The 13,502-nt window shown below is 55.2% G+C and carries 12 protein-coding genes; 1 reads left to right on the forward strand and 11 read right to left on the reverse strand.

Annotated elements, in window-relative coordinates:
* Nucleotides 1–32: 32 nt before the first annotated feature.
* The 3 genes from AS19_RS12650 to AS19_RS12660 form a co-directional block, all read right to left on the reverse strand.
* A complete protein-coding gene (locus AS19_RS12650; protein ID WP_046962168.1) occupies nt 33–881 on the reverse strand; it encodes a S1 RNA-binding domain-containing protein in 849 nt (282 codons plus the stop codon).
* A gap of 82 nt (nt 882–963) precedes the next feature.
* Complete coding sequence (locus AS19_RS12655) at nt 964–1,500, reverse strand: DUF2058 domain-containing protein (protein ID WP_011589761.1); 537 nt, start codon at nt 1,498–1,500, stop codon at nt 964–966.
* A 60-nt stretch (nt 1,501–1,560) separates the two neighbouring features.
* The gene (locus AS19_RS12660) at nt 1,561–2,085 is read right to left on the reverse strand and encodes a DUF4262 domain-containing protein (RefSeq protein ID WP_011589762.1); all 525 of its coding nucleotides are present in this window, start codon (nt 2,083–2,085) and stop codon (nt 1,561–1,563) included.
* Between the two features lie 148 nt (nt 2,086–2,233).
* Between AS19_RS12660 and AS19_RS12665 the strand changes: the two genes are divergently transcribed.
* Entirely contained in the window at nt 2,234–2,977 is a 744-nt protein-coding gene (locus AS19_RS12665; protein WP_035460162.1) for a TIGR04219 family outer membrane beta-barrel protein, read from the forward strand.
* A gap of 200 nt (nt 2,978–3,177) precedes the next feature.
* Here the strand turns inward: AS19_RS12665 and AS19_RS12670 are convergent, their stop codons facing one another.
* The 8 genes from AS19_RS12670 to thiC form a co-directional block, all read right to left on the reverse strand.
* On the reverse strand, nt 3,178–4,068 hold the full coding sequence (locus AS19_RS12670; protein ID WP_011589764.1) for an acyltransferase: 891 nt from the start codon (nt 4,066–4,068) through the stop codon (nt 3,178–3,180).
* Nucleotides 4,069–4,230: 162 nt separating this feature from the next.
* Nucleotides 4,231–6,468: a DNA topoisomerase IV subunit A gene (gene parC / locus AS19_RS12675; RefSeq protein WP_046962169.1), complete on the reverse strand. Its 2,238-nt coding sequence runs from the start codon at nt 6,466–6,468 to the stop codon at nt 4,231–4,233.
* A gap of 199 nt (nt 6,469–6,667) precedes the next feature.
* Nucleotides 6,668–8,554 (reverse strand): DNA topoisomerase IV subunit B, encoded by a 1,887-nt coding sequence (gene parE, locus AS19_RS12680; protein ID WP_011589766.1) that lies wholly within the window; start codon nt 8,552–8,554, stop codon nt 6,668–6,670.
* Between the two features lie 79 nt (nt 8,555–8,633).
* Nucleotides 8,634–9,224 (reverse strand): YqiA/YcfP family alpha/beta fold hydrolase, encoded by a 591-nt coding sequence (locus AS19_RS12685; protein ID WP_046962170.1) that lies wholly within the window; start codon nt 9,222–9,224, stop codon nt 8,634–8,636.
* Nucleotides 9,225–9,418: 194 nt separating this feature from the next.
* Nucleotides 9,419–10,225 (reverse strand): 3',5'-cyclic-AMP phosphodiesterase, encoded by an 807-nt coding sequence (gene cpdA, locus AS19_RS12690; protein WP_011589768.1) that lies wholly within the window; start codon nt 10,223–10,225, stop codon nt 9,419–9,421.
* Nucleotides 10,226–10,430: 205 nt separating this feature from the next.
* A complete protein-coding gene (locus AS19_RS12695) occupies nt 10,431–10,889 on the reverse strand; it encodes a DUF1249 domain-containing protein (protein ID WP_011589769.1) in 459 nt (152 codons plus the stop codon).
* Nucleotides 10,886–11,521, reverse strand: coding sequence for an NUDIX domain-containing protein (locus AS19_RS12700; protein WP_035460053.1), 636 nt, complete (start codon nt 11,519–11,521; stop codon nt 10,886–10,888). The genes AS19_RS12695 and AS19_RS12700 overlap by 4 nt, the downstream gene beginning before the upstream one ends.
* Nucleotides 11,514–13,388 carry a phosphomethylpyrimidine synthase ThiC gene (thiC, locus tag AS19_RS12705; protein ID WP_011589771.1) on the reverse strand — a complete coding sequence of 625 codons (1,875 nt, stop codon included), beginning with the start codon at nt 13,386–13,388 and terminating at the stop codon, nt 11,514–11,516. Before thiC ends, AS19_RS12700 begins: the two co-directional genes overlap by 8 nt.
* Nucleotides 13,389–13,502: the final 114 nt, after the last annotated feature.

Here is a 13,502-nt window from a genome sequence, read left to right on the forward strand (position 1 = left end):
GCCCCGGATGGAATACGCCGGGGCGCTATCCACTATTCGCCTTCAGGAAAGAAGATACGTTCTTTCTCAATGACAATCCGGCGGGCCTTGTAGAGGCCGCCAATGGCTTGCTTGAAGGCATTCTTGCTGCAACGGAAGGTCTGAAAAATGACTTCCGGGGAACTCTTGTCACCCAGTGGCAACTCGCCGCCGGCGTTTTCCAGCGCCGCCAGAATCTGTTCCGTTAGCCCATCACTCTTGGCCGCCCCCGGCGCATTCAGGGAAAGGCTCAGTTTCTGATCCTCACGCAAACGCTGCACATAGCCGGTCACCCGCTGGCCCGGACGCAGCGGGGCGCGTAACTCGCTGGCCGCAATCATCCCCCAGGCATGATCATCCACCACCACCTTGTAACCCAGATCGGTGCTGTGCGCCGCTACCAACGACACCTCATCACCCTGCTGATACGCCTGGCAGGTATCTGATAGGAAACGGTCCAGTTGGGCGCTGACCATCAGTCGTCCTTCCCGGTCCGTGGTCAACATCACCAACACCCAGCTTTCTTCCCGCACTGGACCTTTCTGTTCGGCAAACGGCAGCAGCAAATCCTTAGGCATGCCCCAATCGACAAACGCACCGATCTTGCTGGTGGACACCACTTTCAATAACGCCACCTGCCCAAGCTGTATTCTCGGGGTCCGCAAGCTCGCCATGGGGCGAGCTTCACCGTCACTGTACAGCGTCACCATGACACTGTCCCCGGGAGCCAGAGACTGGCTTTCCACTTCCCGCGACGGCAGCAGCACCTCGCCCAGCTCGCCACCATCCAGCAGCAAACCATTGCGGATGACCTTTAGGATTTCAAGGGAATGGCGGGTGCCCAGTTTAGGGGTTACGGTCATGGCTCTGGCCTGCTTGGTTGAAAACGTGAGTGGAGGAATCTGCGGAACCCTGGACTGTCGCTTGTAGCAGGTACAGCACGCCTTACCACATCAAATCGTCAGGGATCGGAAAGTCCTTATAGGGATCATCTTCGTCCACCGTTTCAGTGCCACGCTCATTGAGCAACAACACCGCAGCTTCGTCCCGTTGACGAATCTTTTCCGCTACCACAGTGGGCACCAACTCGAAGCTCTCACCTAAGGCGACAATGGCGATCTGCCCCCGTTCCAATTGCTTCTGCTGGTTACCGGTTACGTAGGCTTTTTTTATCTTCTTGTCCTGCACGAACTGGAAGGCGACCTCTCCATTTCGCTCTAGCCGACTTTGCTCGATCATCTGCTTGATCTGTGCGGCGATTTCTTTCTTTTCACGCTCGGCCTTACGCTGGGCCTCACGCTGGCGATCTGCCTCGGCCTTTTCCTCGCGCAGGCGGCGGGCACGATCTGCTGGATCTTCCATCTCGATTTCGCCGCGCTTGGCTTTGTTTACATCCTCGCGCTTCTGCTGCTTGGCCTTGCGGGCTTTTTTCTCGTCCGCCAGCCCCGCTTTCATTAATTGCTTCTGCAGTGAGTTCGCCATGATGCTCTCTCTTTCTCCATAAACAGATGCCCCCTCTCAGGAAGGGCCGTCGACAGACTATTAACGCTGGCCTAGCGGCGAGGCCGGAGCCTTACCCAGCAACGGCTGAGCACGATGAAAACGCGCATCATAACCGGGCTGCCAAGGGAACACGCCTTTCGGATCTGGCCAGACCATCTGCAACGCCGGATACGGTGCCGGCAGGCTCTGGTAGAACCAGTTAGCGAAACCCAGATATTCCTTGTAGTGCGGAAAAGCCACCGGCAAGAACATCACTTCAAGACCATCGGCAATGTCGTTATACAGGCGGTACGGCTGATAAGGTTTTTTCAGCCCACGAATACGAACCGCCGCGCTATCCAACAATTTGCTGGCCAGTGCGTCTTTCAGGCCGACCACAATCAATTCCGGGTGATTCAGATTGAGAAAGTGCCCCACGCTGAACGTATAACCGGGCAGGCCATCACCGCCGGAAACGGCAAAGTGGTGCCAGCCCTTGCGCTGGATATCGGCCAACAGCGTTTTATCTTCAGCATCTTCCGGCTGCGGGTAGCGAAATTTGCCAGGCATTTCATCAAGGAACATAGGGTCATCATCGGTTCAGGCAGCACCTTAAGGCACTAACAAACAATTAACACGGTATGTTCGTAATGATAGCAGACTCCGCATGGACTTGGTGCCACCCTCCACACCTGCAATACTGGAACAAATTCAGAATAATGAGGGCTCCTTCATGAAACGTGCCAGCTTACTCCTAACCGCGCTATTGACCACCGCCCCTTTCGCCCATGCAGCCCCCGGCCTGACCATTTATGGGGGTGGCTATACTTGGGACACCGAACTGGAAGGCCATGTAGCGTCTGGAGGATCGGACATCAGTATGCAAGATGAGCTAGGCTTCGATGAGGCGGACCAAAACGTACTTTATTTGGGCGTGGAACATAGCGTACCGCTGGTGCCCAATGTTCGCCTGCGTTATATCGATCTATCCGATAGCGCCAGCAGTATCATCAGCAGAAACATTGAATTCAACGGACAAACGTTTGTTGCCAATACTCGGGTAGCCACTGATTTCGACCTGGAAATGGTAGACGGAACCCTTTATTTCAGTCCTCTCAACAACGCTATTAAGGTCGACCTTGGCCTCACCGTGCGGCGTATGGACGGCGATCTTCAACTCGACGGCCCAACGGAAGAAACCAGCCTGAGCATTAATGAAACCGTCCCCATGCTCCATGGCGGCATCCGAGCGAAGCTGCCCCTATCCGGCCTGTATGTGGGAGGGGAAGTAAACGCCATTGCCTATGATGGCAGCAAAATGAATGACTATAACGCTCGGATAGGCTGGCGCTCGGATTATCTGTTAGGGCTGGAGCTGGGGTACAGCCGCATGAATATTGTGCTCGATGACGTGAATGATCTGGATACCGACCTGGATATTGGCGGGCCCTACCTTGCCATTTCACTGAGTTTCTAAACCGTTAGCCGCCCACGCCTGGGGCCTGAGCGGCCCTTGGCGTGCAAGCCGAATGAAACCTAGCATAACCGGACTGACAGCCGGCGTTACCCAAGAGCACGCTAACCTCAAAGACGTAACCCGACATCAGGCGGTAGCGCCGACGCGAAGGCAGGCCGAGGGCTGACACCTACGCCACCTACGGATGGCACCGCTGGCGGTTATTGAGCGTCTTGGAGCTCGCGACGAATCGCATCAATGCGCGCATCTTTTTGCTGCCAGAGTTCGCTCACCCACTGCTGAATTTCTTCACGAAACACTGGATCTTCCTGGTAATCACTACGCCACAGGCGCGGCTCTAACGGGCAGGTTCTCACGTCCACAATGACCCTTCGCACCTTGCCACTGAGCAAATCCCAGAACCCCGGTGTCTCGCCATCCGGGTACACCACCGTCACATCCAGCAGCGCATCCAGGTTATCGCCCAGCGCAGCCAACACAAACGCTACCCCACCCGCCTTTGGTTTGAGCAGATTACGATAAGGGGACTGCTGTGCCGCATGTTTCGCTGGGGTAAACCGGGTGCCTTCCAAGAAATTCACCACGGTCACCGGGATACCCTGGAACTTCTCACAGGCTCGCCGGGTAATCTCCAAATCTTTCCCTTTCAATGCGGGGTTCTTTTTCAGGAACGCTTTGCTGTAGCGTTTCATGAACGGGTAATCCAACGCCCAGAAGGCCAGCCCCAAGAACGGCACCCAGATCAGCTCTTTTTTCAGAAAAAACTTAAAGTACGGTGTTTTGCGATTGAAGGTCTGCACTAGCGCCGGAATATCCACCCAGGATTGATGGTTGCTGACCACCAAGTAAGAAGTATCCTTGCGCAATGCTTCGGCTCCACGAATATCCCAGTGGGTCGGTGTGAGCAGCGTAAAAATCCCCTTACAAATCTCCGCCCAGCTTTCCGCAATCCACATGACCGTAGCTGAACAGGCACGCTTTGTTGCAACACCAGGCAGCACCAGCTTTAAAAGTGCCACCAACAACATCGGGCCAATTAAAATCACTGTGTTGAGAAACAACAGAACAATGGCAAGAATTCCCGTCAGCATGTCGCGAAAACCTCGTTAATACGATTAATCTTTATGCGTTCGCGCTAAATTACCCCGGCGAACCTTTACCATTAAGGGAGCACTCACCACAGCAGCATACCCTGCGCACAGCGAGAAAAGGCCGATCGCATTTCCGACCTTATCCCGTCTACACCCGCACGATCAGCCCTTACGCTCCACGGCCATGGCGTCCACATTCTGGAAACCACGGGGCAGCTTCGCGCCACGGCGCCCCCGCTCACCATAGTAGTGTTCCAAGTCATTGGCTTTCAGGGTCAGGTGGCGCTTACCCGCATAGAGGGTCAACGCGTCATTCGGCCCAACTACTTGAACATCCTGTACGAACTCCACCCGATCCGCCACGCGGGCGCCGGGAATCGACATCATCTTGTTGCCCTTACCGCGGACCATTTCCGGCAACTCGCTTACGGGGAATACCAACAACCGGCCTTCGTTTGACACCAGGGCAATCAAATCATCTGTGGTTGAGGCAATCGGTTGTGGCGACAAGACCCGCGCACCTTTAGGTACATTAAGTACCGTCTTACCGGCTTTCTTGTTGGCCAACAAATCCGCATAACGCACCACGAAACCGTAACCTGCATCGGTGCTCATCAAGTACGCGTCCTTGTCTTTACCCATCACTGCTGCCACAAAGCTGGCACCGGAGGGTGGGCTCACTCGGCCAGACAGTGGCTCACCCTGCCCCCGCGCACTGGGTAGAGTATGTGCGGGCAAAGAATAGGTTCGCCCAGTGCTATCGATAAAGCACACCGCCTGGTTAGATTTACCTTTGGCGCAGGCCTTGTACTTATCACCAGCCTTGTAACTCAGCCCTTCCACATCCACTTCATGGCCTTTAGCGGCTCGCACCCAGCCTTTTTCCGAGAGCACTACCGTTACCGGATCGGCACTGAGCAGATCGCTTTCATCCAACGCCTTGGCGTCCTCACGCTCCACCAAAGGAGAGCGACGGTCATCACCATATTTCTCGGCGTCGTCCTTCAACTCCTTGGCAACCAGCTTCTTCATTTTCGCCATGGAGCCCAAAGTGGTTTCCAAGTATTCGCGTTCTTCGTTGAGCTCATCTTGCTCACCGCGAATTTTCATTTCTTCCAATTTCGCCAGGTGGCGCAGCTTCAATTCCAGAATTGCTTCTGCCTGGCGATCACTGACACCAAAGCGCTCCATCAATACCGGCTTTGGCGCATCCTCGGTACGGATGATGTGAATCACTTCATCGATATTAAGGAATGCTGCCAGTAAGCCTTCCAAAATGTGCAAACGTTCCAGTACTTTATCGAGGCGGTGTTGCAACCGGCGACGCACCGTCACCATGCGGAACTGCAGCCATTCGTTGAGAATCATGTCCAGGCTTTTCACCTGGGGGCGGCCATCGATGCCGATCATGTTCAGATTAACCCGGTAGTTTTTCTCCAGGTCAGTGCTGGCAAAAAGGTGGCTCATCAACTGTTCCACATCCACCCGATTAGAGCGCGGCGTGATCACCAGTCGGGTGGGGTTTTCGTGGTCGGATTCATCACGCAGATCGCTGACCATGGGCAGCTTTTTCTTGTTCATTTGGTCCGCGATTTGTTCCAGCACCTTGGCGCCAGACACCTGATACGGCAGCGCCGTCACCACAATATCACCCTCTTCACGCTCATACACCGCGCGCTGCTTGAGAGAGCCTTTGCCCTGTGCATACATGCGAATGATGTCGTTGATTGGGGTGATTACTTCTGCTTCGGTAGGGAAGTCCGGGCCCTGAATGTATTGCATCAAATCATCCAGCGAGGCGCCGGGATCTTTCAGCAAATGGATGCAGGCATTGGCTACTTCGCGCAAATTATGCGGTGGAATATCGGTACTCATGCCCACCGCGATACCCGTAGTGCCATTGAGTAACACATTGGGCAAGCGAGCTGGCAACAACTTAGGCTCATCCATGGTGCCATCAAAATTAGGCAGCCACTCCACTGTCCCCTGCCCCAACTCGGACAATAGCACTTGCGCATACGGTGCCAATTTGGACTCGGTATAACGCATGGCAGCAAAAGATTTTGGATCGTCTGCGCTGCCCCAATTACCCTGGCCATCCACCAGCGGATAGCGATAACTGAACGGCTGGGCCATCAACACCATGGCTTCGTAACAGGCCGAATCACCATGGGGGTGATACTTACCCAATACATCACCCACGGTACGGGCCGATTTTTTGTATTTGGCCGTATTTTTAAGACCCAGCTCGCTCATAGCGTAAACAATGCGCCGCTGCACCGGCTTCAGACCATCGCCAATATTGGGCAAAGCCCGATCTAGAATCACGTACATGGAGTAATCCAGATACGCTTTTTCGGTGTATTCCTTTAACGGAAAACTTTCAAATTCGTCAGCCATTTTTGCTCGCTATACTCGCTGGCCTGCACGCTAATAGCGTCACGCAACACATTTTCTGCATTGCCTTTCTGCAATCAACGCAGCACGTCAGCTGCTCTATTTTTAAGTTCGAACCCATTTAAAAGCCAGCACAACCATCATGCTTACATCTTTCAGCACATGCAGCCTTAGAGCGCGGTGGCGTGTCGCGTGTCAGCGTCTATATCTCTGCCAGGTTGCCTTTTTCTTCCAGCCAAACCTTGCGATCAGAAGCCCGTTTTTTGCTTAGCAGCATGTCCATCAGCTGGTGAGTGCCGTCGTCGGTGGACACATCCAAGCGCACCAGGCGGCGGGTATCGCGGGCCATGGTGGTTTCGCGCAATTGCAACGGGTTCATTTCACCCAGCCCTTTAAAGCGGGTTACGTTGACCTTGCCGCGTTTTTTCTCCGCCTTGATGCGATCCAGCACGCCATCACGCTCTTGCTTGTCCAGGGCGTAATAGACTTCTTTGCCCACATCGATGCGATACAACGGCGGCATCGCCACAAATACATGGCCCTGTTTCACCAATGCGGGGAAATGACGCAGAAACAGCGCGCAGATCAGCGTGGCAATGTGCAAACCATCAGAGTCCGCATCCGCAAGGATACACACCTTGCCGTAACGCAGGCTGCTGAGATCATCACTGCCCGGCTCGATGCCAAGCGCCACCGCGATATCGTGAATTTCCTGGCTACCCAAGACCTCGTTGGAATCCACTTCCCAGGTATTCATGATCTTGCCTCGCAGCGGCATAATCGCCTGATAAACCCGATCTCGGGCCTGCTTGGCACTGCCGCCCGCCGAATCCCCTTCCACCAGGAAAATCTCACTCTGGGAAGGGTCATCACTGGTGCAATCTGCCAGTTTGCCGGGCAAAGCCGGGCCACTGGTGACTTTTTTTCGGGTGACTTTTTTGGCGGCCCGTAGTCGCTTCTGGGCATTATTGATGCACAGATCCGCCAGCTTCTCGGCCTCATCGGTATGTTGGTTCAGCCACAGAGAGAAGGCGTCTTTTACCACCCCGGAAACAAACGCCGCGGTCTGACGGGAGCTCAACCGTTCTTTGGTTTGCCCGGCGAATTGCGGGTCCTGCATTTTCACGCTAAGCACGAAGGCCGCCCGGTCCCAAATATCTTCCGGCGTCAGCTTGACTCCCCGGGGCAACAAATTTCTAAATTCACAGAACTCGCGCATGGCCTCCAACAGGCCGGAACGCAGCCCGTTTACATGGGTGCCGCCCTGGGCCGTGGGGATCAGGTTTACATAGGCTTCCTGAACCAGTTCGCCGCCTTCAGGTAGCCAGGTGACAGCCCAATCCACCGCTTCTGTTTCCGCGCTCATGGCACCGTTAAACGGCTCCGCAGGAACCCGTTCCCACCCGGTACTGGACTCCAGTAGATATTCAATCAAGCCATCATCAAACTGCCAGGCATCGCTCTCACCGGTTTGCTGATTATCCAGCGTCACCAACAAGCCGGGGCAGAGAACCGCCTTAGCCCTCAGCAAATGTTTGAGACGGCTCACCGATATTTTCGGCGAGTCGAAATACTGACTGTCTGGCCAGAAGCGCAAGATGGTGCCGGTATTGCGCTTACCAACCGTATCGATTACTTCCAGATCACTGCGTTTCTCGCCATCACCGAATTCCATACGGTGCAGTTGGCCATCGCGCTTGACCAGAATTTCCAGCTTAGTGGACAAGGCGTTAACCACCGACACACCTACGCCGTGCAGACCGCCACTAAACTGGTAGTTGTTATTGGAGAACTTACCCCCGGAGTGCAGGGTGGACAGAATCACTTCCACGCCGGGCTTTTTCTGTACCGGATGCATATCCACGGGCATGCCGCGACCATCATCCTCCACTTCCACGCCGCCATCTTTGAATAGGGTGACTTTGATCGATTTGGCGTGGCCTGCCAGCGCTTCATCCACCGAGTTATCGATCACTTCCTGGGCAAGGTGGTTGGGGCGCGAAGTATCGGTGTACATGCCCGGGCGCTTACGCACCGGGTCCAAGCCCGACAACACTTCAATATTTTCGGACGTATAGTTATTGGTCATAGATTTTCCAGCAGCACCTCACGCAGTGCGCCAGAGGCGAGACATGCTCTACCGCATGTCCCGCCCCTAGCGTCGGGCATCAGGCGTGTATTTCAATCCCACAAAACCGCAGCATCAGCGGAATGAAGGCGTCAAAGTTATCAAAGCCGTGACTGCCACCCAAGCCACAATAACGGTGACAGTCGCCGTAATAGTCCCAGCCATCTTCCCAGTCCAGGGTTTCGTCACCCTTCTGGGTCAGCAACAATAGATTTTCCGGCTGGGTGAGCTCTGCTACCTCATAGCGGCGCAACTGCTCCAGCCAAGCCGGATCGAACTGATAGGCTTCGCCAGTATGGTAGTTATGCTGGATACCTGTGTATTTGTCCAGTAGTCGCCACGGCCTTACCGCAGGATTTACGATTGCAGCCTTCAAACCATGGTGCTCCGCCAGCCAGGTGGCGTAGAAGCCGCCCAACGACGATCCCACTAGGGCCACCGGGCCAGCCCCAGCAATGGCTGCATCCAATTCCGCCATGGCCAGCACTGGCGAAGGCGGCAATGCGGGCACGACCAACCGTTCCGGGCAGCCCGCTTGCTCAAACACTGATCGCAACAACCCGGCTTTATGGGATGCTGGTGAGCTATTGAAACCGTGGATATAAATAAGAGACGTTTCGGGGACCGGCATAATCTTTCCTGATGACTGCACTATCCGGAAGTGTGCCGGGATGGGGAAGAGTTGCAAGTTCAAAGTTAAAAAGCACGAGCGTGATCCTCAAGAGTATCTCTTGAGTGCCCGTTGTTCAGATTATCCCTGCAACGCGAAGAGATGACCGATAAATGGTCTGCCCTAACCCCACGTTTCAACTTCCAACGTTAAACTCAATACCCTTTGATGGTGAAATCTACCTCGAAGGGAATGCCCTCCACCCGGCTCACCGCCGTGTCGATCTGGCCATTCGGATGCAAGTCCAGCCAACGGTAACCGGGGCTGGCATCATCCACTGCGAAGTCTTCACTTTTGGGTTTGAACTGCACACAGGTGCTAGGCACCGCCATCATCCGCACGCCGTTGCGGTGCTTATCATATTCTTGGTGCACATGCCCCCAGATAATGGCACGCACTCGCTCATGGCGATCAATGACTTGGAAAAATTTGTCGGCACTGCCCACCACCTGAGCATCCAACCAAGTACACTCCATCGGTACCGGGTGATGATGCAGACATACCATCAGATGGTCTCCGGTGGCGTCACGCAAAGCACTATCGAGGAATGACAGATCCCCGTCGAATAACTCACCTGGGACCTCACCAGGAATGGTGGAGTCGAGCATGACGATGGTCCAATTACCCACGTTAAGCACACAGGGGCTCATTTTTTCGCGGTGGGCACCCAGCGCCTGCAACATGGGAGCGGGCTTATCGTGATTCCCTTCCAGCCAGTAAACGGGCACATCAAAACCCGACAAAGTGCGATCTAAGCGTTGGTAGGATTCGTAGGAAGCATCCTGAGACAGGTCCCCGGTGGCCAGAATCAGATCCGGATTGGGTTGCTCCTTGCGGATTAGTTCCAGCACCTTGTCCAGGCTGAATTGGGTATTTAAGCCCAGCAGCTTACCTTCCGGATCGGCAAACAAATGGCAGTCTGACAACTGCACAACGCGAAGGGGTTGCAACTGCTGCGTCAAGATCCCCGCTCCCTTAACTATTTATATAATGTCTTTTGCCTGTTCCTCCCTGTACTCCCCAGCACCGCGGAACAGCTCTGCTTGACACTTATAACCAAGATGATGGCACTTTTCTAGGACACATGTCCAAGAGCAGGAATTGGTTACCAATTCTCCACATAGCGTGACACGAAAGGTTGTTTATTGACTAAAAGCATGCAAGCAATCAGCCACCGGTGACTTGTTGTCGCCAAGCTTGACCACTGTCGCGGCCATGATCGTGTAGGTGACGCAACCATTCTGCCAAAAAGCGGTTCCACTGCACTTTCTCGTCCCGCTGGTGCATGTTCCGATTGGGGTAGGCATAACGGGCATTTACCCGCCGAAAAGGTCGAGCTTCGGTAACTTCTGCTAGGCGCGCATCATGGTACATGCGCACGGTAAGGCGGGACGCCGGCAGCGTAGCCAGCAGCTCCTGATCCTCCAGGCGCACCGTAGTGGTATAGGGGGAACGCTCCAACACGCTCATCTGCAAAGTATGGGAATGGTGATCATGGCCCACTTCCACAGCCATGCTGTCACGCTCCCCCAACGCTTTCATCAAGGGCAACAGCCGCGCATAGTTTTCCTCGCACTGAGTCATCAGCGCACGGAAATCCAGCTGGTAGCGATCGCGGCGGCTCACTTACCTCCCCAACCCGCATCCAACCGGGCACGATTCAACAGCAACCATTGCAGGGCAATCAGCGAGGCCGCGTTATCTACCTGGCCACCATTCAATAACGCAGGAATGTCATCAGCACTCATTGTCACGGCACGAATGTCTTCACCTTCGTCTGGACAACCAAAAATACCACCCGCACCAGCCAAGTCCGCATGGCCCACAAACAACTGCAAGCGCTCATTGGTACCACCCGGGCTGGGCATGTAAGCGGCAATCGGTTCCAGGGTGCCCAAGGTCAGCCCCGCCTCTTCCACCGCTTCGCGACGAATCAGGTCGGCAGCGCTCTCGCCATCCTTGTCTGCAATGCCCGCGATCAACTCCAGGCACCAAGGGGTATCTCGCCACTCCAGCGCGCCGACTCGAAACTGCTCCACCAGCAAAATCTCGCCACGCACCGGATCATAGGGCAACACGGCCGCTGCCGGTGGGCGCACAAACAATTCCCGGCGGACAGGCTCGCCCCAGCCCCCGTTATAGTGCTTGTGGCGCAGGGTCAGGGTATCCACCCGGAAAAAGCCTTGGAACGGGGTCTCCCGCGCCAACACTTCCACGTCCTGAGGGCCAAATGGCGGTGTTAACGAATGATTACTCATGGGCCTCATGATATAGCGCGGAGCCCTGCTCTCGAAACTCCTTGGATTTTTCTTCCATGCCCGCTTCAGCCTGAGCCACCTGGGCGGTGCCGTCACCATAGATCTCGCGGACTTCTTGGCTGATCTTCATGGAACAGAACTTGGGCCCGCACATGGAACAGAAATGCGCCACCTTGTGGGCCTGCTTTGGCAGAGTCTCATCGTGATACTCGCGGGCACGATCCGGATCCAGCCCCAGGTTGAACTGGTCTTCCCAGCGGAACTCAAAGCGGGCCTTGGACAGCGCATTATCGCGCAACTGGGCTCCCGGGTGACCCTTCGCCAAATCCGCCGCATGGGCTGCAATCTTGTAGGCGATGATGCCTTCTTTCACGTCTTCACGGTTCGGCAGCCCTAGGTGCTCCTTGGGCGTCACGTAGCACAGCATGGCAGTGCCATACCAACCGATCATGGCCGCGCCAATGGCACTGGAAATGTGGTCATAACCCGGAGAAATATCAATGGTCAGCGGGCCAAGGGTGTAAAACGGCGCTTCCCCGCAGTGCTTCAGCTGCTCGTCCATGTTGGCTTTGATCATGTGCATGGGCACATGGCCCGGCCCTTCGATCATCACCTGCACATCATGCTTCCAGGCAATTTTGGTCAGCTCGCCCAAAGTGCGCAGTTCGCTGAATTGGGCTTCATCGTTGGCATCTGCCAAAGAACCCGGACGCAAACCATCACCCAGGCTGAAGGTCACGTCGTAGGCCTTCATGATTTCGCAGATATCTTCGAAATGGGTGTAGAGGAAGCTTTCTTCATGGTGCGCCAGGCACCACTTAGCCATAATCGAACCACCCCGAGAGACGATACCGGTAACGCGATTAGCGGTCATCGGCACATAACGCAGCAGCACACCCGCGTGAATGGTGAAGTAGCTCACCCCCTGCTCCGCCTGCTCGATTAAGGTGTCGCGGAAAATTTCCCACGTCAGGTCTTCGGCTACGCCGTTAACCTTTTCTAACGCCTGATAGATCGGCACCGTACCGATGGGCACCGGCGAGTTACGCAGAATCCACTCGCGGGTTTCGTGAATGTTGTCACCGGTGGACAGGTCCATCACCGTGTCGCCGCCCCAACGGGTGGCCCAGGTCATCTTCGACACCTCTTCCTCGATGGAGGACGTCACCGCCGAGTTGCCGATATTGGCGTTGATCTTGGTGAGAAAGTTGCGGCCGATAATCATCGGCTCAATTTCCGGATGGTTGATATTCACCGGAATCACTGCTCGACCACGGGCCACTTCATCACGGACGAATTCCGGCGTAATTTCCGCCGGAATCGCCGCACCAAAACTCTGGCCGGGATGCTGGTTCACAGGCAGGCCCGCTTCGCGATGTTCACGCAAGCGCTGATTCTCGCGGATGGCGATATATTCCATCTCCGGGGTGATGATCCCCTGGCGCGCGTAGTGCATCTGGGTAACATTCTTGCCCGCACGGGCGCGACGAGGAATGCGAGTGTGCTCAAAGCGTAGCCCAGCCTTGGCAACATCATTGGCTCGCTTGCGACCATACTCACTGGTCAACCCGGCCAGCTGTTCGGTGTCATCACGCTCAGCAATCCAGGCATCCCGAATTGGGTTCAGCCCTTTACGGATGTCGATATAGGTATCCGGGTCGGTATAAGGACCAGAGGTATCATAAACCGACAGCGGTGGGTTATCCTCGAACTTTCCGTCCGCCAAAGGGGTCGGATGCTGCTGGATTTCCCGCATGGGCACACGAATATCCGGGCGCGACCCCGTGACATAGATTTTTCGTGAACCGGCGATAGGCTGACAAGATTCGTCAATGGCGTTGGCGATGGGGCGCTGATCGTCTGGCACGTCGGCCTCCAGAGGCTAAAATAAAGGAAATTCAGGAATTGCGACACTATACGTCAGCGCCCAGCAGCCAAACAACCGCGGAACTGGCCCAAACAGGCAGTGTTAATTTTCTGT

The sequence above is a fragment of the Alcanivorax sp. NBRC 101098 genome (assembly GCF_001010505.1).
Lineage (GTDB): Bacteria > Pseudomonadota > Gammaproteobacteria > Pseudomonadales > Alcanivoracaceae > Alcanivorax > Alcanivorax borkumensis.

Bases quoted from the DNA above. Each gene is read 5' to 3' on its own strand.
- AS19_RS12650 (WP_046962168.1), bottom strand. From the start codon at position 881: ATGACCGTAACCCCTAAACTGGGCACCCGCCATTCCCTTGAAATCCTA.
- AS19_RS12655 (WP_011589761.1), bottom strand. From the start codon at position 1,500: ATGGCGAACTCACTGCAGAAGCAATTAATGAAAGCGGGGCTGGCGGAC.
- AS19_RS12660 (WP_011589762.1), bottom strand. From the start codon at position 2,085: ATGTTCCTTGATGAAATGCCTGGCAAATTTCGCTACCCGCAGCCGGAA.
- AS19_RS12665 (WP_035460162.1), top strand. From the start codon at position 2,234: ATGAAACGTGCCAGCTTACTCCTAACCGCGCTATTGACCACCGCCCCT.
- AS19_RS12670 (WP_011589764.1), bottom strand. From the start codon at position 4,068: ATGCTGACGGGAATTCTTGCCATTGTTCTGTTGTTTCTCAACACAGTG.
- parC (WP_046962169.1), bottom strand. From the start codon at position 6,468: ATGGCTGACGAATTTGAAAGTTTTCCGTTAAAGGAATACACCGAAAAA.
- parE (WP_011589766.1), bottom strand. From the start codon at position 8,554: ATGACCAATAACTATACGTCCGAAAATATTGAAGTGTTGTCGGGCTTG.
- AS19_RS12685 (WP_046962170.1), bottom strand. From the start codon at position 9,224: ATGCCGGTCCCCGAAACGTCTCTTATTTATATCCACGGTTTCAATAGC.
- AS19_RS12700 (WP_035460053.1), bottom strand. From the start codon at position 11,521: ATGAGTAATCATTCGTTAACACCGCCATTTGGCCCTCAGGACGTGGAA.